20 protein-coding genes, 1 tRNA gene and 1 pseudogene are annotated in these 24,455 nt (G+C 71.5%); 7 read left to right on the top strand and 15 right to left on the bottom strand.

Going from position 1 to position 24,455, the window contains the following annotated elements; genetic code table 11:
- A partial coding sequence (acs, locus tag ACFE8Y_RS13090; protein ID WP_375464818.1) for an acetate--CoA ligase occupies positions 1-1,867 on the bottom strand: 1,867 nt, incomplete at its 3' end.
- A gap of 411 nt (positions 1,868-2,278) precedes the next feature.
- Complete coding sequence (locus tag ACFE8Y_RS13085; RefSeq protein ID WP_375464817.1) at positions 2,279-4,942, bottom strand: PAS domain-containing protein; 2,664 nt, start codon at positions 4,940-4,942, stop codon at positions 2,279-2,281.
- A 319-nt stretch (positions 4,943-5,261) separates the two neighbouring features.
- Here ACFE8Y_RS13085 and ACFE8Y_RS13080 point away from each other — a divergent pair, with 319 nt between their 5' ends.
- Positions 5,262-5,750 (top strand): phasin, encoded by a 489-nt coding sequence (locus ACFE8Y_RS13080; RefSeq protein ID WP_375464816.1) that lies wholly within the window; start codon positions 5,262-5,264, stop codon positions 5,748-5,750.
- 170 nt (positions 5,751-5,920) lie between these two features.
- A complete protein-coding gene (locus tag ACFE8Y_RS13075) occupies positions 5,921-6,241 on the top strand; it encodes a hypothetical protein (RefSeq protein WP_375464815.1) in 321 nt (106 codons plus the stop codon).
- Positions 6,242-6,374: 133 nt separating this feature from the next.
- Here ACFE8Y_RS13075 and ACFE8Y_RS13070 read toward each other — a convergent pair whose 3' ends face one another.
- From ACFE8Y_RS13070 to ACFE8Y_RS13050, 5 genes are all read right to left on the bottom strand, one after another.
- Entirely contained in the window at positions 6,375-7,058 is a 684-nt protein-coding gene (locus ACFE8Y_RS13070) for a L,D-transpeptidase (protein ID WP_375464814.1), read from the bottom strand.
- A gap of 187 nt (positions 7,059-7,245) precedes the next feature.
- Positions 7,246-8,064, bottom strand: coding sequence for a transglutaminase family protein (locus tag ACFE8Y_RS13065; RefSeq protein ID WP_375464813.1), 819 nt, complete (start codon positions 8,062-8,064; stop codon positions 7,246-7,248).
- Between the two features lie 64 nt (positions 8,065-8,128).
- Positions 8,129-9,037 (bottom strand): transglutaminase N-terminal domain-containing protein, encoded by a 909-nt coding sequence (locus ACFE8Y_RS13060; protein ID WP_375464812.1) that lies wholly within the window; start codon positions 9,035-9,037, stop codon positions 8,129-8,131.
- A gap of 87 nt (positions 9,038-9,124) precedes the next feature.
- Positions 9,125-9,658, bottom strand: a complete 534-nt coding sequence (locus tag ACFE8Y_RS13055; RefSeq protein ID WP_375464820.1) for a response regulator — start codon at positions 9,656-9,658, stop codon at positions 9,125-9,127.
- Positions 9,659-9,816: 158 nt separating this feature from the next.
- The gene (locus ACFE8Y_RS13050) at positions 9,817-10,998 is read right to left on the bottom strand and encodes a transglycosylase SLT domain-containing protein (RefSeq protein WP_375464811.1); all 1,182 of its coding nucleotides are present in this window, start codon (positions 10,996-10,998) and stop codon (positions 9,817-9,819) included.
- A 246-nt stretch (positions 10,999-11,244) separates the two neighbouring features.
- On the opposite strand from ACFE8Y_RS13050, the gene alaS reads away from it, so the two are divergent.
- Complete coding sequence (gene alaS / locus ACFE8Y_RS13045; RefSeq protein WP_375464810.1) at positions 11,245-13,917, top strand: alanine--tRNA ligase; 2,673 nt, start codon at positions 11,245-11,247, stop codon at positions 13,915-13,917.
- Between the two features lie 7 nt (positions 13,918-13,924).
- On the opposite strand, the gene ACFE8Y_RS13040 is transcribed toward alaS, so the two are convergent.
- From ACFE8Y_RS13040 to ACFE8Y_RS13030, 3 genes are all read right to left on the bottom strand, one after another.
- Positions 13,925-14,305: a DUF2147 domain-containing protein gene (locus ACFE8Y_RS13040; RefSeq protein ID WP_375464819.1), complete on the bottom strand. Its 381-nt coding sequence runs from the start codon at positions 14,303-14,305 to the stop codon at positions 13,925-13,927.
- A gap of 138 nt (positions 14,306-14,443) precedes the next feature.
- Positions 14,444-14,998 carry a hypothetical protein gene (locus ACFE8Y_RS13035; RefSeq protein WP_375464809.1) on the bottom strand — a complete coding sequence of 185 codons (555 nt, stop codon included), beginning with the start codon at positions 14,996-14,998 and terminating at the stop codon, positions 14,444-14,446.
- 122 nt (positions 14,999-15,120) lie between these two features.
- Positions 15,121-15,196 (bottom strand) — tRNA-Ala (locus ACFE8Y_RS13030).
- Between the two features lie 302 nt (positions 15,197-15,498).
- Here ACFE8Y_RS13030 and aroA point away from each other — a divergent pair.
- The 3 genes and pseudogenes from aroA to ACFE8Y_RS13015 all read left to right on the top strand — a co-directional run bounded on the left by aroA (position 15,499) and on the right by ACFE8Y_RS13015 (position 18,716).
- Entirely contained in the window at positions 15,499-16,848 is a 1,350-nt protein-coding gene (aroA, locus tag ACFE8Y_RS13025) for a 3-phosphoshikimate 1-carboxyvinyltransferase (RefSeq protein WP_375464808.1), read from the top strand.
- Between the two features lies 1 nt (position 16,849).
- Entirely contained in the window at positions 16,850-17,482 is a 633-nt protein-coding gene (locus ACFE8Y_RS13020) for a (d)CMP kinase (RefSeq protein WP_375464807.1), read from the top strand.
- A gap of 125 nt (positions 17,483-17,607) precedes the next feature.
- Positions 17,608-18,716: pseudogene (locus tag ACFE8Y_RS13015) on the top strand (multidrug effflux MFS transporter).
- Positions 18,717-18,776: 60 nt separating this feature from the next.
- Here ACFE8Y_RS13015 and moaD read toward each other — a convergent pair.
- The 4 genes from moaD to ACFE8Y_RS12995 form a co-directional block, all read right to left on the bottom strand.
- Positions 18,777-19,028 carry a molybdopterin converting factor subunit 1 gene (gene moaD, locus ACFE8Y_RS13010; RefSeq protein WP_375464806.1) on the bottom strand — a complete coding sequence of 84 codons (252 nt, stop codon included), beginning with the start codon at positions 19,026-19,028 and terminating at the stop codon, positions 18,777-18,779.
- A 72-nt stretch (positions 19,029-19,100) separates the two neighbouring features.
- Positions 19,101-19,700 (bottom strand): CDP-diacylglycerol--glycerol-3-phosphate 3-phosphatidyltransferase, encoded by a 600-nt coding sequence (gene pgsA / locus ACFE8Y_RS13005; protein ID WP_375464805.1) that lies wholly within the window; start codon positions 19,698-19,700, stop codon positions 19,101-19,103.
- 51 nt (positions 19,701-19,751) lie between these two features.
- The gene (gene uvrC, locus ACFE8Y_RS13000; RefSeq protein WP_375464804.1) at positions 19,752-21,812 is read right to left on the bottom strand and encodes an excinuclease ABC subunit UvrC; all 2,061 of its coding nucleotides are present in this window, start codon (positions 21,810-21,812) and stop codon (positions 19,752-19,754) included.
- A gap of 97 nt (positions 21,813-21,909) precedes the next feature.
- Positions 21,910-22,629 (bottom strand): protein phosphatase CheZ, encoded by a 720-nt coding sequence (locus ACFE8Y_RS12995; RefSeq protein ID WP_375464803.1) that lies wholly within the window; start codon positions 22,627-22,629, stop codon positions 21,910-21,912.
- A gap of 244 nt (positions 22,630-22,873) precedes the next feature.
- Between ACFE8Y_RS12995 and ACFE8Y_RS12990 the strand changes: the two genes are divergently transcribed.
- Positions 22,874-23,593 (top strand): L,D-transpeptidase, encoded by a 720-nt coding sequence (locus ACFE8Y_RS12990; protein ID WP_375464802.1) that lies wholly within the window; start codon positions 22,874-22,876, stop codon positions 23,591-23,593.
- Between the two features lie 116 nt (positions 23,594-23,709).
- On the opposite strand, the gene ACFE8Y_RS12985 is transcribed toward ACFE8Y_RS12990, so the two are convergent.
- Positions 23,710-24,455, bottom strand: a 746-nt coding sequence (locus tag ACFE8Y_RS12985; RefSeq protein WP_375464801.1) for a DUF2076 domain-containing protein, incomplete at its 5' end; no start/stop codon positions are given.

Raw genomic sequence — 24,455 nt, 5'->3', positions numbered from 1 at the left:
CGAAGTCGTCCTCGGCGATCTTGCGCAGGATGCGGCGCATGATCTTGCCCGAGCGGGTCTTGGGCAGGCCCGGCGCGAACTGGATCAGGTCGGGCGAGGCGATCGGGCCGATGTCCTTGCGGACCCAGGTGACGAGTTCCTTGCGCAGGGCGTCGTCGCCCTCCTCGCCCTCGTTGAGGGTGACGTAGGCGTAGATGCCCTGGCCCTTGAGGCTGTGAGGATAGCCGACCACCGCGGCCTCCGCGACCTTGGCGTGCGCCACGAGCGAGGATTCGACCTCCGCCGTGCCCATGCGGTGGCCCGAGACGTTGATCACGTCGTCGACGCGGCCCGTGATCCAGTAGTAGCCGTCACTGTCGCGGCGGGCGCCGTCGCCGGTGAAGTACTTGCCCGGATAGGTCGAGAAGTAGGTCTGCTCGAAGCGCGCGTGGTCCCCGTAGACGGTGCGCATCTGGCCCGGCCAGGATTCGGTGATGCAGAGGTTGCCCTCGCAGGCGCCCTCCAGCACCTTGCCCTCGGCATCGACCATGGCCGGTTGCACGCCGAAGAACGGACGCGTCGCGGAGCCGGGCTTCAGCCGCGTCGCGCCGGGCAGCGGCGTGATCAGGATGCCGCCGGTCTCGGTCTGCCACCACGTGTCGACGATGGCGCAGCGCGAGTCTCCGACGACCTTGTAATACCAGTCCCAGGCCTCCGGGTTGATCGGCTCGCCGACCGAGCCGAGGACGCGGAGCGAGGCGCGCGAGGTCCGCTTCACCGGGCCCTCGCCGCCGCCCATCAGCGAGCGGATCGCGGTCGGCGCGGTGTAGAAGATGTTGACCTTGTGCTTGTCCACCACGTCCCAGAAGCGGGAGCTCGACGGGTAGGTCGGGATGCCCTCGAACATCAGCGTCGTCGCGCCGTTGGCGAGCGGCCCGTAGACGATGTAGCTGTGGCCCGTGACCCAGCCGACATCGGCGGTGCACCAGTAGACCTCGCCCTCGCGGTAATCGAAGACGTATTGGTGCGTCATGGACGCGTAGACGAGGTAGCCGCCGGTGGTGTGGACCACGCCCTTGGGCTGGCCGGTGGAGCCCGAGGTGTAGAGGATGAAGAGCGGGTGCTCCGCCTCCATCCCCTCGGCCGGGCACGCGTCGGTCACCTGCTCGGCGGCCTCGTGGTAGTAGACGTCGCGGCCCGCCTCCATCGCGACGTCCGAGCCGGTGCGGCGCACGACGACGACGTGATCGACCGCGCCCTTGCCGAGGCGGGCGATCGCCGCGTCGACGTTGGCCTTGAGGGGCACCCTGCGGCCGCCGCGCAGGCCCTCGTCGGCCGTGATCACGAGCCGGGAGGCGCAGCCCTCGATGCGGGAGGCGAGCGAATCCGGCGAGAACCCGCCGAAGACGATGGAGTGGACCGCCCCCAACCGCGCGCAGGCGAGCATCGCGTAGGCGGCCTCCGGGATCATCGGCATGTAGATCGTGACGCGGTCGCCCTTCGACACGCCGCGCTCGCGCAGGACGTTCGCCATCCGGCACACCTGCGCGTGCAGCTCGCGGTAGGTGATGTGCCGGGATTCGTCCGGGCTGTCTCCTTCCCAGATGATCGCGGTCTGGTCTCCGCGGGTCTCCAGGTGCCGGTCGACGCAGTTGTAGGCGACGTTGGTCTTGCCGTCGGAAAACCACGCGATCGAGACGTTGCCCGGCTCGAAGCTGGTGTTCTTCACCTGCGAATACGGGGTCGACCAGTCGATGCGCCGGCCATGCTCGCCCCAGAACTGCTCCGGATCGACAATCGAGGCCCGGTACATCTCCAGATACTGCGTGTCGTCGACGTGGGCGCCTGCGCGCCACGCGTCCTGAACCTCGACGATCGTCTCGCCCATCGGCTTCTTCCCTGATTGGTGCCCGATCGTATCGCGGTCATCCGCGCAGCCGGGACTTCCAAAGATTGTCAACGTCCAGGATCGTCATAAAGGCGGCCGCATCGATGCCGCAAGAGCGCGCCCGATCGTTGTTTAGATTGAGCACAATGCAGTTCTTGCTAGGCGGCGCGCGCGATGCCTGTCAAGGACTCTCGCGGCGAGACTGGATCAATCCAGACGGCGCCCCGGGGGACAGCCCTGCGCGGGCCCCAGCAGAAGCGTCGAAGCAGCGACGTGCCTCGAACCTCCGCCTCGGATGAACATTGAAGCCGACTGGGGTTAAGGAGCGGCCTGACAATGACGCTCGAATGTCTCGACGCCGGCAGGTCGCACGATGCGATCCGGCCGCCGGCCGGGAGCGCGGCGGGCCGCTCAGGCGTGTCGGGATTGCGGGCCCGGCAGCAGGATCTCGACGAGAGTGCCCTCGTCCTTGCTGGAGATGTTCAGGCGCCCGTGATTGGCCTCGACGAGCGCCCTGCTCAGCGGCAGCCCAAGTGCGGTGCCGCCCCGGCGCGGCCCGGTCCCGGGTGGTTCGAGGAACCCCTCGCCCTCCTCGGAACGCGGGCCCGGCCCGGTGCCGCGAACCTTGAGCGCCGCCCCGCCGCGCTCGCCCGGCATCGTCGAGACGATGACTTGGCCGCCGGCGCCGGCGACACGGATGGCATCGGCGATGACGGTGAGGGCGGCCTGCCGCATCGAGGGCTCGTCCGCATCGAGGGCGGCGAGGTCCGGCGAGAAGCTCGTGCGCAGGACGACGCGGCCGCGCGCGGCCTCCGGCTGAAGCAGCGCCACGCAACTCGACACGAGATCGTTCAGGGGCAGCGGGCGCACCGTGAGCGCGCGGTCGCCGGCCTGGATGGTGGCGAGGTCGGACAGGTCGGCGACGAGGCCGAGCACGGCCTCGCCCGAGGCCTTGATGGCGCAAAGCGCGTCCCGATAGCGCTCGTCGATCGGTCCGAAGGGCTCCGGGAGCATCCCGGCGACGAGGCCGAGGATGCCGTCCACCGGCGCGCGGATCCCGCGGTCTACGAGGCCGAAGAAGGCCGGCCGATCGAGGCCGGATGGCGTCGGTGGCGCCACGTCGGGCCCGCGCGCCCGAAGCACGACGGCTCGGATGCCGTTGGGTCCAGGTTCGGAGACCCGGAGGTCGACGGGCAGGCCGGGGCCGACCGCGACGACGCGGGGCTCGGGCGCCATCGCCGCGACACTGGCGCGAACGGCATCCCGGTCGGCGGCCTCGAACAGCGACGGGAAGCCGGTGCCGACGACCTCGCGCGGATCGCACGCGAACAGGGCTGCGGCGGCGCGGTTCATCGCGACGACGCGGCCGGCCGCATCGAGGGTGACCACGCCGTCGTCGAGGGCATCGAGGGTGGCGCGGGCCTCGGCCGCGTGACCCTCGCGGAACGCCCGCGCCACGTGTGCGGCCGCGTGCTCGCCGGCCGGGTCGGACGCGGGAACGGCGCGCACGATCAGGCAGGCAGCCGGTTCCCCATGCCAGACGACGGGTCCGTGCTCGACGGCGACCGGCCGGCTTCCGGCGTCGGCGGTCTCGATCAGCACGGGAAGTCCCTCACGCTGCAACGCCCACGCATCCGTGCCGTGCCGATCAGGCGACAGCCCGCGGAACAGTCGCCCGATCCCGGCGCTCCGCAGGGTCTCGAGGTCGGCGTAGCCCGTGAGGGCGAGGAACCGGCGGTTGGCTGCGAGGACGGCGTCGCCACGATGGACCAGGATCGCGGTGGGCAGGGCTTCGAGGAGCGCGGCCTCCGCGCCGGAGGAGTCCGATCGGTCCCCCGGCGAACTCGCCTCCGGCGCCTTCGCGACGGGAAACGGCATCACGGCGCCGCCTTCGGAGCGCGCCGAGTGGAGACCGGCCTCGGACCGCGCGCCCTCGTCGTCCCCGGCGTACCGGGCGCCCAGCGCACGGGCGATCTCGCGGAAGGCCGCATGCTCCGTGACCGACAGGGCCGCGTCCACGCCTTCGCGCGCCGCGGCCGTGGCACCGTCCGACGGTGGCGGATCGTCGGGGGGCGCGGGTTCCGCGGGGATCGAGGCCGGCGCAGGGTCGTCCATCACGCCCGACGCTTCCGGTCGCGCAAGGGGCGCGTCAGGCTCGGATCGCCCGGGCGCGGCGCCCGCGATGCGAACGGTGCCGACGCCCCTCACCGAAGGGAGCGCGGGCGGCCAGGACGCCAACCGGGCATCGGGCAGCGTCGCGGGGATGTCGGCTTCGAGCGCGGCGGCCCCGACCTCGGACACGGCCTGCTCTTCGAACGGCGGCACGGTCACGGCGGCGACGGACCGCGGGGCCTCCGCTTCGGCAACGGCGCTCGGCTCCGTCACCGCGCGAACGACGCCGTACCCGCCGAACCCCGCGAAGGCCTCGCCGCGGCGACCGAGGCGCGCGGCGGAGAGATCGACGGCGGCACGCGGGCCCGTCGCGTCGAGGCTCAGCACGGCGGAGGCTCCGCGGAACGTCCGCCGTTCGGAGAGCGCATCGAGGAACGCATCCGCGCCGGAGAGCTGCCCGGCCCGGGCGAGCGCCGCCCAACTCCGCCCGACGAGGACGGAGGCGAGTTCCGCCGCGGATGGGCCGGAGAGGACCGTGAGGACATCGTCGGCGTCGCTGCGCCAGACGAAGCGGTCGCCGACCGTCGGCGCAAACGGACCGGCCGGCTGGGCCGGGTCGGACACGGGACCGCTTGATCCGCTCACCGGCGTGGCGGACGCGCCGGAAGGCATGCGACGCCGCCGGACGGGCAGCGGTTCGGTCACGAGGAGGAGGAGCACGTCGTCGCCGTCCTGATCGCCGCGCGCGACGACGCACAGGACCGGCGGCGCGATGCGGCGCGGGTCGAGGCGCAGCCGAACGAGCCGCGGCGCTGCCACGACACCGAGGATCTGGCGCGACAGGCAGACACCGGGATGAAGCGTTCCGTCCGCCCCCGCGATCGCGGGGACGACGGGTGCCGCCGCCGCGGAGGCGTGCAGGATCCGCGTCGCGGCGCCGTCCAGGACGAGGTAAGCGCTCACCGGATCGGCAAGCGGCCCGGCAAGCACGGGATCGCGCGACCAAGCGAGAAGCGCGCCTTCGAGCCCTGTACGAATCGCACCCCCCATGTTCAACGATCCGGCCCCATCTGCCGCCATCGAGCCTGTCCTGTAAGAGTATGATTGCCGGGACGGTCGTTGTAGGCCGAGCCGGGTCGGGCTCTGGACCTTCCCGCGGCCGATCACACGTTTACGTTCTGGTAACCCTAACGCCGCCCCGCGCGGTGGCCGAAGTGTTAACATATGTTATTGTGCACTGCATAATAATGTACGGACAGGCAACAATGAGAGGAGACGAGGCATGAGCAATTCCCCGACCTACGAAGTTCCGCCCGAGATGCGCGATTTCGCCGAGAAGAGCGTCGATCAGGCGCGCAAGGCGTTTGACAGCTTCATCGGCGCCGCCCGCCGCACGGCCGACACCGTCAAGGGTTCGGCCGAGGTCGCCCACACCAGCGCGCAGGACGTGTCGGCCCGTGGGTTCTCGTACGCCGAGCAGAACGTCAACGCCGCCTTCGACTTGGCGCAGAAACTCGTCCGCTCGCGCGATCTGCAGGAGGCGATGCAGCATCAGGCCGAGTTCGTGCGCAGCCAGTTCGCCGCGATCCAGGCACAGGCCAAGGATTTCGGCGGCCTTGCGCAGAGCGCGATGCAGCAGAGCGCCGAGCGGGCGAAGACCGCGATGCAGGAGGGCGCCGACAACGCCCGCAAGGCGATGGAGCAGGGCAGCGACGCCGCGAGGCAGACGGCGCACGACGCTCAGGCCGCCGCCGACGCGGCGACGCACTGAGGCGCCGGACCCGCGGCCGTCGCCCGGCAGGGCGCGGACCGCCGAAGATCCCTGAACCCGGCCCGCCCCCGATTTGTCGGGGGCGGGCCGTCTCGTTTTCGCCCGCTTTGGACGGGCAAGGCTGTAGCGCTCCGTACGCGCGGAACTCCACGATCCGGGGACAGGACGCCATGCCACAGACTCTGAGCCTCAGCCTCGCCGCCCTCGGCGCGCTGCTGGCCGTGCAGACCGCCCAGGCACAGGGTTACGACGAGGCTCCGGGGGGGCGCGGCTACGACGAGCGGCCGGTCTACCGGGAGCGCGGCGGCCGCCCGGGACCGCAGCGGGCCGTCGGCCTGAACTGCGATGCGGTTCAGCAGGGCATCTCGGGGCCGAAGCCCTATTCCTGCCCGCTGCCCGACCCGCGCCCCCTCGGCGCCCGCTGCTTCTGCGACATGCCGATCGCGCCCTTCAACCCGGCGCAGACCGCGGTCGGCCGCGTGGTGCCGTAGGCGGGTTGCCGTCCCACCACCCTTCGCGACGGTGCGCTTCGAACGAGGAAGCCCTGCCATCGAACTCGACGGCAGGGCTTCCTGACCCCATGTCCGACGCGCGGGCCGAGACCCGCCCGCGCGACGTCGAAGATCAGTTCAGGACGACGACCTTCGCGCCCACCTTCACGCGCTCGTAGAGGTCGGTCACGTCCTCGTTGGTCATCCGGATGCAGCCCGAGGAAACGGCCTGGCCGATCGTGTCCGGCTCGTTCGAACCGTGGATACGGTACTCGGTGTTGCCAATGTACATGGCGCGGGCACCGAGCGGGTTCTCGACGCCGCCAGCCATGTAGCGCGGCAGATCGGGGCGGCGGGCGATCATCGCGGCGGGCGGCGTCCACGACGGCCACTCCTTCTTCGCCGTGACGGTCTTCACCCCCGACCAAGCGAAACCGGGCCGGCCGACGCCGACGCCGTAGCGGAGCGCCTCGCCGTTCGGCATCACGAAGTAGAGGCGGCGCTCGGCCGTCGAGACCACCACCGTGCCCGGCTTGTAGTCGCCGTTGAAGGCGACGAGTTCGCGCGGGATCGGCTGCACCTGGGCCTGCGGCGCGGCCTGGACGCCCTGCCCGTAGCCCGGCGCGTAAGTTCCGGGCTGCTGCCCGTAATAGTCGCGGCTCGGCGTGCCCTGGTAGCCGTAGGACTGGACCCGATCGCCGTAGACGTCCTCGGCGTCGCTCCCGAAGGGATCGTAGGTCGAGGCGGCCATGGCCGGCGTGCCGGCAAGAACCGAGAGCCCGATCAGGGCGGCAAGGGCGGTGGCGGAGGTCTTCATGATGGAGCCTACCTGTGCAGTAACCTTTGCCATGACAAGCGTGAGCATTGGCGACAGGTTCCACGGGGCGGGGAAGATTTTGTCGGTGCGGAAATACGTACCGGATGCCTGCGGTCGAACGGCGATCCACCGTCGTCGGCGCGTTCAGCCGCGCGGTCCTCGGATGCTCCGGGACGAAGCTTGAGGATCAACCGGCCTCGTCGGTGTGAACGTCGAACCGGGCGAGGTGCGCGTAGCCGAAGTTCGTCGTGATCGCGACGTCGGTGGCATCGCGTCCGCGCGCCATCACGATGCGGCCGATCCGCGGCGTGTTGTGGCGCGCGTCGAAGGTGTACCAGCCCCCGCCCTCCGGCCCTTCGAGGTAGACTTCGAACCACGCCGAGAAGTCCATCGGCGCCGGGTCCTTCGGCACGCCGATGTCGCCGAGGTAGCCCGTGCAGTAGCGCGCCGGGATGTTCATGCAGCGGCAGAAGGTGACGGCGAGGTGCGCGAAGTCGCGGCAGACGCCCTCGCGCTGCATGAAGCCGTCATGGGCCGTGCGCGTCGCGTCGGCCCGCTGGTAGTCGAAGCGGATGCGCTCGTGCGCGTAGTCGACGATCGCCTGCACCCGCGCCCATCCCTCCGGCGACGCGCCGAACAGGGACCATGCGGTCTGCGAGAGCTTGTCGGTGTCGCAGTAGCGGGAGCCCAGCAGGTAGACGAGCACGTCGTCGGGCAGATCCTGCACCGGGATCTGCCGGGCATCGGGCGCGACCGCGTCGGGGAGGCCGGAATCCTGAACCGTGAAGTCGGCCGAGATCGTCAGCAGGCCGGACGGCGTGACGATGCGGTGGCAGAGGTTGCCGAAGCCGTCCTCGTACTGGCGGCAGGGGATCGGCGGATCGAAGCGGATCGCCTGCGGCGTCAGGAGATCGGGCAGCCGCGACGGGTGGACGCTCAGCATCAGGATCATCGGGGTCGGCTGCGCCGAATCGAAGGCGATATCGAAACCGGTCCTGATCTTCATCGCAGCCACCTGCCAGTCCTCTTGAACGAAACGCGCGGCGTTCGGGTCGGCGCTTCGGAGTTCATCACGCCGACAGGGCGTCCTGCATCGACGGTGTCTGCGCTTGCTCCGTGACGGCGACGTCGACGCTCATGCCGAGATCGTCGCTCGCGAGGCCGAAGTACGAGCCGTGCAGGGGCACCGCCTGCCGCGGATCGCGCGCGACGGCGACGCGGATCAGGTCGCGGTTGCCGACGATGCCATTGGTCGGGTCGAACTCGATCCAGCCGGCACCCGGCAGGTAGACGCCGACCCAGGCGTGCGTCGAGCCGCCGCCGACGTGCCGGTCGCGGTCGTTGCGGGGGTTGTAGAGGTAGCCGGAGACGAAGCGGGCGGCCATGCCGAGCGCGCGCACCCCCTCGATCATCAGCACCGCGAAGTCGCGGCAGGAGCCGCGCTTGAGGCGCAGCGTCGTCACCGGGTCCTGCACGCCCTTCTCGCTGCGGGCGAGATAGGTGAAGTTGCGCCGCACGCTGCGGGTCATGTCGGCGAGCAGGTCCTGGGTCGGGATGCGCCCGTCGGCCGGGATGAAGCCCCGCGCCCAGGCATCGACCGCGTGGTGCGGATCGGGCCATTCCCGCTCGATCGATCGGGACAGGTCCGGCATGTCCTCGGCGCCATAGCCGAAGGGATAATGGGTCGCGTGCGGGGCGAGCGGGAAGACCGGGGCGTGCTCGGGGGTGTGGTCGAGGGTGATGCCGCAGGCGAAGCGCAGGGTGTCGCTGCGGCCCTCGAAGCGGGCGACGGCGACGCAGTTGCCGAACACGTCGAACATCCATCGCAGCGAGGCAGGCTGCGGGTCGATGTCCAGCGTGGCCTCGATCAGGCGCTGGTCGTAGCTGTCGCGCGGGCGGAACATGATCCGGTGCTCACCGAAGGCGACCGGGCGACGGTATCGGTACACGGTGACGTGCCGGACGGACAGGATCGGCAAGGACGGGAACTCCGCGGGTACGCCGTCCGTGCAAATTCTGCGCCCCGAGACCTTGAGATCCGGACGCCCGGCTATGCGCAGGCAAGGTCAGCCGATCGGCGGGGGCGGCTCGCCCGAGGCGCGCTCGGCTTCCAGCAGGACGTCGAGGGCGCGCCAGGGTTTCTGGATGAAGACGGCCTCGGTGGGAATGTCCGGCCGGTCGACGCAGTGGCCGGAGGTGACGACGAGGCGGGCACGCGGCCACAGCGTCGCCACGGCCCGGGCGAGCTGGACCCCGTCCATGGCGCCGGCGAGGCGCACGTCGGCGAAGACCAGGGCCACGTCGCCGCCGCGGGCCTGTAGCACCGCGAGCGCCGCCTCGGCGCTGTCGCAGCCGACGACCGCGAGTTCGGTTTCCTCGAGCAGGGCCTCGGCCAAGGCACGGATCTCGCGATCGTCCTCGACGACCAGCGCGAGCCGCTGCACCCGCGGCCGTGCCTCCAGCGGCGCCGACAGGCCCGCGGCATCGACCTCAGACTGGCGGACCTTCCGAACCAGCGCCGCGAGGTGCTCCGGAACGCCCTCGGCCACGAGGCTGTCGTAGAACGACGCCAGGGTCTCCCCGATCTGATCCAGCGGGATCTCGGGCGTGAGGGTATCGATGGGCCGGTGGCGGATCGGTTTCGTCAAGAACTGGCCCCCCGAAGTCTTCGCGCCGCGTCCCGCGGATGCGGGTCGTTCGTGGAAAGAAGTCGGGAAAGTGCCGTCAGTTGCCGACGCGATACGATTCCGGGATCACCTTACTGAGCGCCGGCCTCGGCGTCGGCATAGGCCGTCACGCCGGAGACGGCGCGAACGTCGCGGTAGCGCGCGCCCCGGGCGCTCATCATCGCCTCGAACTTCTCGTGAACCTCCGCGACGGACAGGCTCGCGGCCTTCTTGCGGCGGCTGCGGGCGGCCGAGAAGAAGATCGTGCGGTTGGCCCGCGCCGGCCCGGGCAGGAGCTGGGCTGCGGCCGCGCCCGGCTTGTCGGCGACCTTGGCGAGGAACGATTGAGCGTCGTCCGGCCCGAGGAAGTGGGCGAGGTAGACCTCCCCCAGCGACAGGTCGCGGCCGATCCGCAGGGCGATCCGCGCCGCGTCGCGCTTGAGCATCTCGCCGGCCAGCAGCGCGGAGAGATAGGGGTCGCGGCGCAGTTCGAGGAGGCGGGTGCGCTCGGCCGGGTCCGCGACGGACGGGCGGTCGTTGGCATCGGCGACGACCAGCGCCGCCTCCTTGCCCAGCCCGTACTTGGCGCCGAAGTCGCGCACGCAGCCGAGCCACGTCCGCTCGATGAACTGGTACAGGCCGGTGGCCGAGGAGGTCTTGGCCTGCACGGCGGTGATGAAGCTCGATTCCTTGTCGGCGACCGCCATCAGCAGGACCGGGTCGGTCTGCACCGCCTGCGCCGCCCGCACGATGGTCTGGACGAGGTGGCGCCGGATCTTCATCGGGCCGAACTCGAGGATGTCGTTGGGGTCGCCGCCTGCGCTCTCGGAGAGCAGAAAGTCGTAGGAGACCCGGTCGACCGCGTTCGAGCCCAGCTCCGTGTCGAGGTCGTGGACCGCAGCGAAGGCGGACGAGGCGCGCAGCACCATCGGCGCCTCGGCGGCGGGGACCGGCAGGACGCTCGCCTGGATGCGGGGGCGCGGCATCGGGATCTCGGTGGCGGCCTGCGCCGAGGACACCGCCTGCTCCAGGCCGATCTTGCCGAGCTCGACGCCCGATCCGATCAGCAGGGCGCTCAGGGCGCCTGCGAACAGCGACATCGAGAGGACGGAGCGGGCGAGCGCCGGACGGCTGCCGTGGCTGCGCCCGATCTGGGCCGAGACGGTGATGCAGTCGGAGACGGCGCCGGCGCCGAAGCGGCCCTTCGCGGTCATGGCGGCGTCCCGGGTGGATGTGGCGGCCTTGCGAGACGATCCGGCGGTGCGGCCCTGCATGTGCGACTCGAAATCCCGTTCCCGCGCCGTCGACGACGCCTTCCCCCTGATCTGGCTTGACAGATGTGGCGACAACACGGCCGAGGTTGAGCCCATCGGCGGCGGAGCCGCGGCTCCGGCCGCGTGCCCGGGGCGAAGCACCCGTGACTTGCGCCGCGTCCCTCCTTATGAGGGCGTTTTCGCGCTTGCAGCCCCGGCGGCTCCTCTCCGCGCGCGAAAAAGCCCGGCCCAGCACAGAGTTCTGCGATGAGCGGCGTCAACGAGATCCGGTCGGCCTTCCTCGACTACTTCGCGGGCGCGGACCACGCGGTCGTGCCCTCGTCCTCGCTCGTGCCGAAGAACGACCCGACCCTGATGTTCACCAATGCCGGGATGGTGCAGTTCAAGAACGTCTTCACCGGCGTCGAGAAGCGGCCCTACGCGAGGGCGACCACGGCGCAGAAGTGCGTCCGGGCCGGGGGCAAGCACAACGACCTCGACAACGTCGGCTACACCGCGCGCCACCACACCTTCTTCGAGATGCTCGGCAACTTCTCCTTCGGGGACTACTTCAAGCCCCGGGCGATCGAGCTGGCCTGGACCCTGATCACGCGCGAGTTCGGCCTCAAGCCTGACCGCCTGCTCGTCACCGTCTACGCGGACGACGAGGAGGCGGCCTCGCTGTGGAAGAAGATCGCGGGCTTTCCCGATGGTAAGATCATCCGGATCGGCACGTCGGACAACTTCTGGCAGATGGGCGACACCGGCCCGTGCGGGCCGTGCTCGGAGATCTTCATCGACCAGGGGCCGGGCTTGGCCGGCGGCCCGCCGGGCTCTCCGGACGAGGACGGCGACCGGTTCCTGGAGTTCTGGAACCTCGTCTTCATGCAGTACGAGCAGGTCCAGCCCGGCAGCCGGCTCGACTTACCGCGGCCCTCGATCGACACCGGTCTGGGCCTGGAGCGCATGGCCGCGATCCTCCAGGGCGTGACCTCGAACTACGAGACCGACCTGTTCCGCGCGCTGATCGACGCCGTCTCCCACGCCGTCGGCCAGCCGCCGCAGGCGGGCAACGTGGCCTCCTACCGGGTGATCGCCGACCACCTGCGGGCGGGCAGCTTCCTCATTGCCGATGGCGTGCTGCCGGGCAACGAGGGCCGCGGCTACGTGCTGCGCCGCATCCTGCGCCGCGCCATGCGCCACGCCGAACTGCTGGGCTCACGCGAGCCGATGATGTTCCGCCTCGTGCCGGTGCTGGTGCGCGAGATGGGGCGGGCCTATCCCGAACTGGTCCGGGCCGAGGCCCTGATCTCCGAGACGCTGCGCCTTGAGGAGACCCGCTTCCGCCGGACGCTGGAGCGCGGCCTTGCGATCCTCGACGCGGAGACCGGCGACCTGCAAGCCGGCCAGAAGCTCTCCGGCGAGACGGCGTTCACCCTCTACGACACCTACGGCTTCCCCCTCGACCTGACGCAGGACGCCCTGAAAGCCCGCGGCATCGGCGTGGACACGGACGCGTTCGGGGCGGCGATGGAGCGCCAGCGGCAGGCGGCGCGCGCGGCGTGGCAGGGCTCCGGCGAGGCCGCCACCGAGACGGTGTGGTTCTCGGTGCGCGACCGCGTCGGCGCCACGGAGTTCTTAGGGTACGAGACCGAGCAGGCCGAGGGCATCGTCAGCGCGCTCCTGCGCGACGGCGCGGAAGTCGAGGCGCTGCATTCCGGCGAGAGCGGCCTGATGCTGGCCAACCAGACCCCGTTCTACGCCGAGTCCGGCGGTCAGGTCGGCGACACCGGCACGATCGCGGCGTCCGGCCTGAAGGTACGCGTCACCGACACGGAGAAGCGGCTCGGCGACCTGTTCGTGCACCACGTCGCGGTCGAGGCGGGCAGCTTGAGCGTCGGACAGGCGGTCGAGCTGCGCGTCGACCAGGCCCGCCGCAGGGCGATCCGCGCCAACCACTCCGCGACCCACCTGCTGCACGAGGCCCTGCGGCAGGTGCTCGGCGAGCACGTGGCGCAGAAGGGCTCGCTCGTCTCGCCCGAGCGCCTGCGCTTCGACATCAGTCACCCGAAGCCGATCGAGGCGGCGGAGCTTGCCCGCGTCGAGGACATCGCCAACGCGGTGCTGCTCCAGAACGGCGCGATCGTCACCAAGCTGATGGCGGTGGACGAGGCGATCGAATCCGGCGCCCGCGCCCTGTTCGGCGAGAAGTACGGCGAGGAGGTCCGCGTCGTCGCGATGGGCCGGCCGGTGGACGAGACCGGTGCCGAGACCGGGGCGGGACGCCTGCCGAATTTTTCCATCGAGCTCTGCGGCGGGACGCACGCCGCGCGGACCGGCGACATCGGCACCATCACGATCCTCGCCGAGAGCGCGGTCGGCGCGGGCGTGCGCCGCATCGAGGCGATGACGGCACGCGCCGCCCGCCGCCACCGGGCCGAGGAGAGCCGCATGCTCGGCGCGCTCGCGGGCCAGCTCAAGGCGCCGGTGACGGAGGTGTCCGACCGGCTGGCCGGCCTGATCGAGGATCGCCGCCGGATGGAGCGCGAGATCGCGGACCTGCGCAGGAAGCTCGCGATGGGCGGCCCGGCGGGCAGCGACGAGACCCGCGAGGTCGGCGGGGTCAGGCTGATGGCGCGCGCGATCGAAGGCGTCGAGATGCGCGACCTCAAGAGCTTGGCGGATGCCGGCAAGCAGAAGCTCGGCTCCGGCATCGTCGCGATCGTCGGCGTCGCCGCCGACGGCAAGGCCGGGCTCGTGGTCGGCGTCACCCCCGACCTGACCGAGCGCTACGACGCGGTCGCGCTGGTGCGGGCCGGTGCGGAGCATCTCGGCGGCAAGGGCGGCGGCGGGCGCCGCGACATGGCCCAGGCCGGAGGTCCCGAGGGGGCGGGCGCCCAGGCCGCCCTCGACGCCATCGCCGCGGCGCTGGCGGGGTGAGCAAGCCTCAGCCCACCCGCCTCCAGGTCTGGCGCTTGCAGAACACGCTCATGATGCAGCCCGAGACCTCGATCGCGTTCGGGCCGATCATCCTGAGCGAGCCGGAATAGGTCTTGCCGTCCTTGGGGTTGTAGAGCGTGCCGGAATAGCCGTCCCCGGTGGCGGTCGCTGCGTTGACGATCTGCACGCCGACGACGCTGCGCGTGCGCAGGGCCGGGTCCGGGTTGTTCGCGTCGAGGCCCTTGCCGGCGGTGCTGACGAGGGTGCCGCAGTAGCCGGCGCCGCAGCGCGACAGGCGCACCCGCGAATCCCCGGTCTCCGTCAGCCAGATGCCGGCCGGGTCGCCGGCGACCTGCGCGCGCGCCGCGCCGCTGGCGAGGACCAGCATGGCAAGTCCTGCAAGGCCGAGGGTTCTCGCTGGTCGCAGGTTCATGAACATCCTCCGGCGCGCTGCCCGTTCGGACTATCGCCGAGGAATAGCCACCGCGCGTCCGGCCTCGCAAGGCAGAGCCGGACGAAAGCCATCCTACGGCCCACGCCTGAGCACGGCGCCGAGGTAGGTCTCCGCGACCTCGCAGAAGGGCAGGCCGGCGCCCGTCGTCAGCACCGCGTCGACCTCGAACAAGGGGTCCCCGGCACCTGGGCGGCCGGTGGCGGCCTCCCGCAGCGGGCGCAACGCGACGTTGCGGCGGGTCGGGTCGAGGGGGCGCACAACCCGGCCGAAGGGCGCCTCGGTGCCATCGAGCGCGGCGTTCATCGCGGGCGTCAGGCGGCCGGGCACGTACCAGTTGTCGGCCTCGGACAGGACGTGGACGCCGCAGGTGAGCCGAACGCGCCGGTAGCGGACAGGCTCGTCCGGCGCGAGGGCGAGGCGGTCGCGCCGGATCGCGTCGAGGGGCTTGTCGGGGCCGGGCACGCGGCGGGCGACGAGGTGCGGGTCGGCCGCGAGGCCGCGCTCGGCGCACCACGCCTCCAGCACGGCGGTGGCGCTGTGACCGGAGAGGATGCGCGTGCGAAGCGTCTCGATCAGCCCGGCGGGATCGTCAGGCGTTGAGGCGGTTTCGGCGGGGACGGAGCGCACCGAGCCGATCATCGCCATCGCGAGCACGAGGATGGCCGCCTGAACGCGACGCTGGTCCGGCGACCGCCATAGCGGCCGGAGACGCGAACGTCCACGCGATGCGCGACGATGAAAGGGGAGGATGGTGGAGCCTAACGGGATCGAACCGATGACCTCTTCCATGCCATGGAAGCGCTCTCCCAGCTGAGCTAAGGCCCCACTCTCATCCGCCACGGCGCAGGTAGGCCGCGGTTTCGCCGTCCTTCGATGCCGGCCGGCAAGGGCGGTTCTATAGGCGGGCCTTGCGGTCGACTCAACCCCTTTTTTGGGACGCCGCCCGGCGTGAACCTCGCCCGCGATCGGCTGGCCAGGCGCGCGGGCGATGCGAACGTGGACAGGGCGGTCGGATGACGGGCGGCGACGCGCGTGATAACCGACCGCAGCACGATCCCGCGCAGGCCCCGCGACGCGGAAGGCTCCCCGGCGTCCCGGCGCCTCGACGTTTGCGAAGTTGCCCGCCCGTGTCGCACGCTTTCGAGCCGTCCCCGCTCTCCGCCTCGCCCGGCGCGCCCTTGCGCGGCACCCTGCGGCCGCCCGGCGACAAGTCGATCTCGCACCGCGCGATGATCCTCGGCCTGCTCGCCATCGGCGAGACCCGGATCGAGGGACTCCTGGAGGGCGAGGACGTGCTGCGCACCGCCGCCGCAGCCCGCGCGCTCGGGGCGACCATGGAGCGTCGGGCGGAGGGGCGATGGATCGTCCGCGGCGTCGGCATCGGCGGCCTGAGTGATCCGGCCGAGACCCTCGATTTCGGCAATGCCGGCACCGGCTCGCGGCTGATGATGGGGGTCGTCGGCGGCCAACCGGTTACCGCCACCTTCGACGGCGACGCCTCGCTCCGTTCGCGCCCGATGCGCCGCATCCTCGATCCGCTGCGGCGGATGGGCACGCAGGTCCTGGCCGAGTCCGAGGGCGGCCGCGTGCCGCTGACACTCCGGGGTCCGCGCGAGGCGATCCCGATCACCTACGAGACGCCCGCGGCCTCGGCGCAGATCAAGTCGGCGGTGCTGCTCGCCGGCCTCAACGCGCCGGGCATCACGACGGTGGTCGAGGCCGCCGCCACCCGCGACCACACCGAGCGCATGCTGCGCCTGTTCGGCGCCGCGGTGTCCGTGACCCGGCACGGCCCGGAGGGCTACGGCCGCAGCGTCGCGCTCACCGGCCAGCCGACGCTGCGCGGTACCGACGTGGTGGTGCCGGCCGATCCGTCGTCGGCGGCCTTTCCCCTCGTCGCCGCGCTGATCGTGCCGGGCTCCGAGGTGACGATCGAGGGCGTCATGATGAATCCGCTGCGCATCGGCCTCATCACGACGCTGATCGAGATGGGCGCCGACATCGAGGCCTTGCGCGAGCGCGAGGAGGGCGGCGAGACCGTGGCGGACCTTCGCGTGCGCGCGAGCCGCCTGCACGGCGTCGACGTGCCGGCCGAGCGGGCGCCCGCGATGATCGACGAGTACCCGGTGCTCGCGGTCGCCGCCGCGTTCGCCGCGGGCACCACCCGGATGCACGGCCTGCACGAGTTGCGGGTCAAGGAGTCGGATCGCCTCGCCGCGGTGGCCGGAGGGCTCAAGGTCAACGGCGTTGCCCACCTGATCGAGGGCGACGACCTGATCGTGCACGGCGACGGGGCGGCCCCGCGGGGCGGGGGAACGGTCGCGACCCACCTCGACCACCGCATCGCCATGGCGTTCCTGGTGATGGGGCTCGCCACCCGGGACCCTGTCGTCATCGACGACGGGGCGATGATCGCCACGAGCTTCCCGAGCTTCCTGCCGACCATGCGCGGTCTCGGCGCAGGGATCGCGGATTAGCATGCCCATGGTCATCGCCATCGACGGGCCGGCAGCCTCCGGCAAGGGGACGCTGGCCCAGCGCCTCGCCCGGCATTACGGCCTGCCGCACCTCGACACCGGCCTGCTCTATCGCGGGGTTGCGCTGATGCTCATCGATGCCGGCGCCTCCCTCGACGACGAGGCGGCCGCCGCCCGCGCGGCCGCCGGCCTGATCGCAGACCGTCTGGCCGATCCACGCCTGCGCGAGCGGGCAATGGGGGAGGCGGCCTCGCACATCTCGGCGGTGCCGGCGGTGCGCACGGCGCTGCTGGCGTGGCAGCAGCGCTTCGCCGGGACCAGCGCCGGCGCCGTCCTCGACGGGCGCGACATCGGCACCGTCGTCTGCCCGGACGCGCGGGTGAAGCTGTTCATCACCGCCGCCGCCGCCGAGCGGGCGCGCCGCCGACACCGCGAACTCTCCGCCCGCGGCGAGAAGACGACGCTCGACGCGATCCTCTCCGACATCGAGGCCCGCGACGCCCGCGACGCGGCGCGTGCCACGGCGCCGCTCAAGGCCGCCGCCGACGCCGTGGTGCTCGATACCACCCACCTCGACGCCGACGCGGCCTTTGCCGCCGCCCGCGCCGTGGTGGACCGGGCCGGCACGCAGTAGGGACGGGCCCGCCGCCCGCGCGCCGACGGCCTCCGGCACATCCGGAAAGGATTTCCTTGCCCGATCGATCGCCCGGCGGGCCCCCCGAACGCAGGGCTCCGCTCGCCCTCCTCGTCGCGGTGACGATGACCGGCACGCTCGCCCTGCACGTTTTCGTGCCGGCGCTGGCCGCCGCGGACCTCGGAACGACGCCCGCCGCGGCGCAGCCCACGATCACCCTCTACCTCGTCGGCCTCGCGGGCGGGCAGCTCGTTTACGGGCCGCTCTCGGACCGGTTCGGGCGCCGCCCGGTGCTGATCGGCGGCCTGTCCCTCTACCTGGTCGGCCTGTTCCTCGCGATCCCCGCCCCGAGCATCGGCGTCCTGGTCGCCGCCCGCGTCCTCAGTCGCTCGGGGCCTGCGGCTCCCTGGTGATCGGCCGGGCGATGGTGCGCGACGTCTCCACCAGCGCCGACGCGACGCGCAAGCTCGCGATCCTGACGCTGGCGATGACGCTCATCCCCGCGCTGGCACCCGCGCTCGGCGGCGGCGTCTCGCAGGCATTCGGCTGGCGGTCGGTGTGCGTGGCGCTGGCCGCCCTCGTCGCGGTGCTGGCTACCCTCGTGGTGTTCACCCTGCCGGAAACCAACCATCACCGGATCGCGCTGCCGGGCCCCGGCGCCATGGCCGCGGGCTACCTTCGGCTGATGCGGATTCCGGCGTTTCGCGCCTACATGATCGCCGGGTCGTGCGCCGGCACAAGCCTCTACGCCTTCCTCGCCGCGGCGCCGTTCCTGCTGGTCGACCGCCTGGGGCGCTCGCCGCAGGAGGTTGGGCTCGACTGCCTGATCGTGGTGTTCGGCATGGTCGCGGGGGCGACGCTGGCGAGCCGGCTCGCGGGCCGCGTCCCGATCCGGCGCGCAGCGCGGGGCGGCAACCTGCTCTGCCTCGCTGGCGCCCTGTCGCTTCTGGTCATCGACCGGGCGGGCGGCCTCTCGGTCGGGAGCCTGATCGCGCCGCTGGTGGTCTACGCGGTGGGCGTGGGTCTGGTCGGGCCGAACGCGGTCGCCGGGCTGATGAACGTCGATCCGCACGCGGCGGGCGCGGCCTCGAGCCTCTACGGCTTCATGCAGATGGCCTTCGGCGCGCTCTTCACCCTGGCGGTCGCCTCCTGGCACGACGCCTCGGCGACGCCCGTGGCCGTGACGCTGCTCGCCGCCGCCCTGACCGCGGCAGCGGCGCTCCGGCGTGCGTGACCTCTTCCACGGCGTCGCATCGCCCTCACGCACGCCGGCAACCACCGCGCTGGACAGTGCTTATCCCCCGGTCATCGGCGGGAAGAACGCGATCTCCCGGGCGCCGACGATGGATGCATCGGCCTTGGCGTGCACCTTGTCGATCGCGGCGCGGACCACGCCCGCGTTCTCGAAGGCGTAGGCATATTCCTCGCCCCGACCTTTGAGCCAGCCGATCAGGTCGGCGATCGTCGCGACCTCGACCGGCGGCGTGACGGTCTCCTCCGGGCGGCCGATGCGCTCGCGCACCCAGGCGAAGTAGACGAGCTTCATGATATCTCGATCCCTGCGGCTCGAACGGCCCGCATCGACGTCAACGCCAGCGAGCGGCGCGAAACCGGGACGTCAGCGGGGGTCGTCGATGACGTGCTTGATGCCGGCCCGCATGTAGTCCCAGCCGGTCCAGAGCGTGAGGGCCGCGGCGAGCCAGAGCAGGACGATCCCGATCTGCTCGGTGCCCGGCAGGATGGTCTCGCCGGCCGGCCCGGCGACGAGGAAGCCGAGCGCCACGAGCTGCACCGTGGTCTTCCACTTGGCGACCCGGCTCACGGGCACCCCGACCTTGAGCTCGGCGAGGTACTCGCGCAGGCCCGAGACCAGCACCTCCCGGCAGAGGATCACGATCGCCGCCCCGACCGAGGCGCCGGCGATGGTCTGGTCGGCCACCAGCATCAGCAGACAGGCGGCCACCAGCAGCTTGTCGGCGATCGGATCGAGCATCCGGCCGAGCGCGGAGCTCTGCGCGTAGGTGCGGGCGACGTAGCCGTCGAGGTAGTCGGTGATGCCGGCGACGACGAAGACCGCGAGCGCCGTGAACCGCGTCGTCGCGGACTCGGGCGAGAACAGCAGCGCCACCATCACCGGGACCGCGACGAGGCGGCCGTAGGTCAGGCAGTTCGCGAGCGTCCAGGCCTGCGACCGGCGTCGGGGGAGGACGGCGTTCATCGGGGCGGTGAAATCACGGGTGCTCGACAGCGTCAACCGTTGGCGCGCCGCTCAGCCGCCCGCGTGGAAGAAGTCGTAGACCGCGCGCGCCGTCGCCGCGTTGACGCCCGGCGTCTTGGCGAGGTCCTCGTAAGCCGCGCGCTCGATCGACTTGACGGTGCCGAAATGGTGCAGGAGCGCCCGCTTGCGGCTCGGGCCGATGCCGGCGATCTCGTCGAGCGGGTTCCGGATCAGCTCGCGCTTGCGCTTGGCCCGGTGGCTGCCGATGGCGAAGCGGTGGGCCTCGTCGCGCAGGCGCTGGACGAAGTACAGGGTGGGATCGCGGGGCGGCAGCTTGAAGGCCGGACGGCCGGGCACGAAGAAGGTCTCCCGGCCGGCATCCCGATCTCGGCCCTTGGCGATCCCGATCAGGCAAACGCCCGCGACGCCGATCTCGGCGAGCGCCGCGCGCGCGGCGTCGAGCTGGCCCTTGCCGCCGTCGATCAGCACGAGGTCCGGCCACGCCGGGAAGCTGTCGGTATCCTCGGGCACCGGCTCCGGCGCGCCGCCCTCGGTGGCGGCGACGGCCGCCTCGGCGAGATCGCGCGGCGCCTCCTTGACGAGGCGCTTGAAGCGGCGCTGCAGCACCTCGCGCATCATCCCGTAATCGTCGCCCGGCGTCAGCTCCTCCGACTTGATGTTGAAGGTGCGGTAGTGCGTCTTCATGAAGCCCGCGGGCCCGGCCACGATCATCCCGCCGACCGCGTTGGTGCCCATGATGTGCGAGTTGTCGTAGACCTCGATCCGGCGCGGGGTCCGCTCCAGGGCGAAGGCTTGGCCCAGCGCCGCGAGCAGCTTGCCCTGGGAGGCGGTGTCGGCGAGCCGCCGTCCGAGCGCCTCCCTGGCGTTGCGCTGCGCGTAGTCGACGAGCGCCTTGCGCTCGCCGCGCTGCGGCTGGTGGACCTCGACCCGGTAGGCGACCCGGCTGGAGAGCGCGGCCGCCACGAGTTCCGCATCCTCGATCGCGTGGCTCGTCAGCACGGTGCGCGGGGCCGGCTTGTCGTCGTAGAACTGGCCGATGAACGAGCCGAGCACCTCATCCGGGCTCATGCTGCGGTCGGCCTTGGGGAAGTAGGCGCGGTTGCCCCAGTTCTGGAAGTTGCGGAAGAAGAACACCTCGATGCAGAACTGGCCCGCCTGCTCGTCCAGGGCGAACACGTCGGCCTCCTCGACCCCTTGCGTGTTCACGCCCTGTACGCCCTGGATCGCCGAGAGGGCGCTGATCCGGTCGCGGAAGCGCGCGGCGCGCTCGAACTCCATCGCGTCGGAGGCCTCCTGCATCTCGGCGCGCATCCGGTCCTTCACCGCGTTCGACTTGCCGGCGAGGAAGGTCTTCGCGGAGTCCGCCATGCCCGCGTAATCGTCGAGGGCGATCTCGCCGGTGCAGGGGCCCGAGCAGCGCTTGATCTGGAAGAGCAGGCAGGGCCGCGTGCGGTTCTCGTAGTAGCTGTCGGTGCAGGTGCGCAGCAGGAAGGCCCGCTGGAGGGCGTTGACCGTGCGGTTGACCGCCCAGACGCTGGCGAAGGGGCCGTAGTAGCTGCCCTTGCGGCGGCGCGCGCCGCGGTGCTTGATGATCTGCGGCGCCGGCCCGTCGGCCGTGACGAGGATGTAGGGAAACGACTTGTCGTCGCGCATCAGCACGTTGAAGCGCGGCTTCAACTGCTTGATCAGGTTCGCTTCGAGCAGCAGGGCCTCGGTCTCGGTGGCCGTGGTGACAAACTCCATCGCCGCCGTCTGCGAGATCATCCGCGCGATGCGGTTCGAATGCGCCTGTCCGCGGGCGTAGGAGCCGACGCGGGCCTTGAGGTTCTTGGCCTTGCCGACGTAGAGCACGTCGCCCTTGGCATCGAACATCCGGTAGACGCCGGGCCCCGAGGGCAGCGTGCTCCAGAACCGGCGGATGACCTCCGTGCCGGCCTCGACGGCGCCGGGCTCGAAATCGAAGTCGATCTCGGGCGCCTCGTCCTGCTGGGCGGGCTCGTCCTGGACGGCCGCACCGTCGTCCCGCTCGTCGTCGAAGGCGTCGGGGGGCAGATCCTCGGCGCTGCGGCCTGACGGGGCTCTCCGGCTCATCGCCGTGATCTAAGCCCGCGGGATTCGCGAGGGAAGGGGTGCGATGCGGAATCGGGACGGGACCAGGCCCGCCTCCGGCACCGTGCCGCGCGGTGGATCAATCGAACAAGGCGTCGATGTCGGACTGGTCGACGTGCCCCGGGTCCTCGTCGAGCTTCGGCCCGTTGAGCAGCGAGCGCTCGTCGTCCGGGTCCGGCACGCCGGCGGTGTTCTCGACGAGGTCGCGGAAGCTCTCCAGCCCGCTCCAAGTCGCGATCATCCGGTCGAGGTGCTCCTCGACGAAGCTCATGACGCCGACGATCTTGCTGATGCGCTGCCCGGTCAGGTCCTGGAAGTTGCAGGCCTCGTAGGCGACGACCACCCGCTCCAGGATGACATCGACCTGATCCTGCCCGGCCTTGCCGAGGCGGCCGGCGCGCAGGATGTTGGCGCCCGCCTCGATGTCCTCGATCGCCGAGAGCAGGGTCGAGGTGGCGCGCTCCGTCGAACCGACCACGGCATCGAGCTCGCTGGCGGCCCGCCGCATGCCCTGTCCGGTGTGCTCGGAGCGGTACAGGGTGGCGATCTCGTCCCGCGTGCTGGTGATCGCCTCCTTCATCACGTCGAGTTCCGCGCGCATCGCGAAGGCTTCACTCAGCTCGCGCCGGCAGGCCTCGATGGTCTCGCCGGCGCTGGCCTGGGTGATGCGGCGCAGGTCCTGGATGGCGGCGAGGATCTCGTCGAGGCGCGCCCCACCCTCGGCCGGTGTCTCACCAGCGGAGGGCGGCACGGGCGCGAAGCCGAGGCTGTCTTCGATGCGATAGCGCTTCTGGATCATCGGTTCGAACGGCCATCTGCGACGTGTCCCTCAGACATGCCACCGAGTGGTTGCCGTTTGTTGAACATCCCGGTCGCCGCCATCGATTTACCGACGATTCACGCTGCCGCGGGACGAGCGGGCATGGCTCGCGACCGAGACGCGATTCACCACGTTCCTTCACCGAAATCGCGCAGGCCTCGCCGAACCTTCGGGCATTCCTGCCGGCACCGTGCCCGGCTGAGGTTCACGGAGGTCGAAGACGATGCGTGCGCGGTGGTGCGTGGCGGCGGTGCTCGCCGCATCGGGCTGGAGCAGCGCGGCCCGGGCGCAAGCCCAGTACGCCGGGTCCGGGGCCTACGGCGGCGGATTGATCGAGTACCTCGTCCTCGGCGGCGTAGGTCGCGCGGGCGCGCCCGGCGGCCCATCCCTGCAATCGGGCGACCCGATCGAACCTCGCGCCGCGCGCGTGCCGACGCAGCGCTACGCCGCGCTGCCCGAGGCGCCGGCCGGCGAGACGGATCGGATCGCGCGCAGCCTCGATCCGCGCTACGCCCGGCAGGAGGTGGAGTTCTCCGGCCGCCAGCCGCCCGGGACGATCGTGATCGATACGCCCGCGAAGTACCTCTACCTCGTGCAGCCCGGCGGCCGGGCGCTGCGCTACGGCATCGGGGTCGGACGGCCGGGCTTCGCCTGGGCCGGGCTCAAGACGGTGAGCCGCAAGGCCGAGTGGCCGGGCTGGACGCCGCCGCCGGAAATGCTCGCCCGCCGGCCCGACCTGCCGCGATACATGGAGGGCGGTCCGGGCAATCCGCTCGGGGCGCGTGCGCTCTATCTCGGCTCGTCGCTGTACCGCATCCACGGCACCAACGAGCCGCACACGATCGGACAGTCGGTTTCCTCGGGCTGCATCCGGATGATGAACGACGACGTGGTCGACCTCTACGAGCGCGTCCCGGTCGGCACGCGCGTCGAGGTTCTCTGACGACGCCGAGCCCGTCCTTGATTCCCAAGCTGCGGAGGCATGAAAAAACCCGGCGCCGTTCCGCGACGCCGGGTTCGTGTCAGGCACGGCCTTGAGGGCCGAAGGCGGACTCTGGACTACGCCCAGTCGCTGTCGTCGCCGCTGCCGAGATCGCCGGCGAAATCATCATTGCCGCCACCGCCACTGCCACCGTCGAAGGCGGAGTCGCTTCCGGCACCCAGTGGCGCGCCGAAATCCTGGCTGCCGCCGGCATCCGAGCCGAAGTAGTTGTTCTCGACCGTCGTGCCGCCGCCGAGCCCGGCAGCCGCCGCGCTGCCGAGGCTCGAATGGCCGCCGGCAAACGCGTTCGACAGCGCGCTTCCGAGGAGCATGCCGCCGGCCGCGCCCGCCGCCATCGGCAGGGCGGTGGCCATGAAGCCGCCGCCGCGCGCGGGAGCCTGCTGCGGCTGGCCACCCCAGGGACCACCCTGCTGCGGTCCGCCCTGTGGGTAGCCCTGCTGCGGGTAAGCCTGTTGAGGGTACCCCTGCGGCGCGCCGCCCTGGTTGCCCCAGGCGCCGCCGGGGCGCTGCTGCGGCTGGTCCTGCCGTTGCGATCCGCCGCCGAAGATGCTCGACAGGAAGCCGCCGCCCGACGGTTGCGGCTGCGCCGCCTGCGCATGGCGCGCCTGCTCGAGCTGCTGGTTCAGGCTCTTGATCGCCTCTTCCTGCACGTAGATGAGCTGCGCCATGGCGTAGGGCGCGTAGGGCTGGGCCCGGAGCCTGTCGGCGATGAAGCGCTCGGCGTCCGCGTCGCGGGGCTGGCTCGAGGCCTGCTCCAGGCGCTGGAAGATGCCGGAGATGACGTCGCGTTCTTCGCTGTTCA

The sequence above is a fragment of the uncultured Methylobacterium sp. genome (genome assembly GCF_964242245.1).
Lineage (GTDB): Bacteria > Pseudomonadota > Alphaproteobacteria > Rhizobiales > Beijerinckiaceae > Methylobacterium.
The sequence above is the reverse complement of the archived record's forward strand: the minus strand, read 5'-3'. Positions and strand labels throughout refer to the sequence as shown.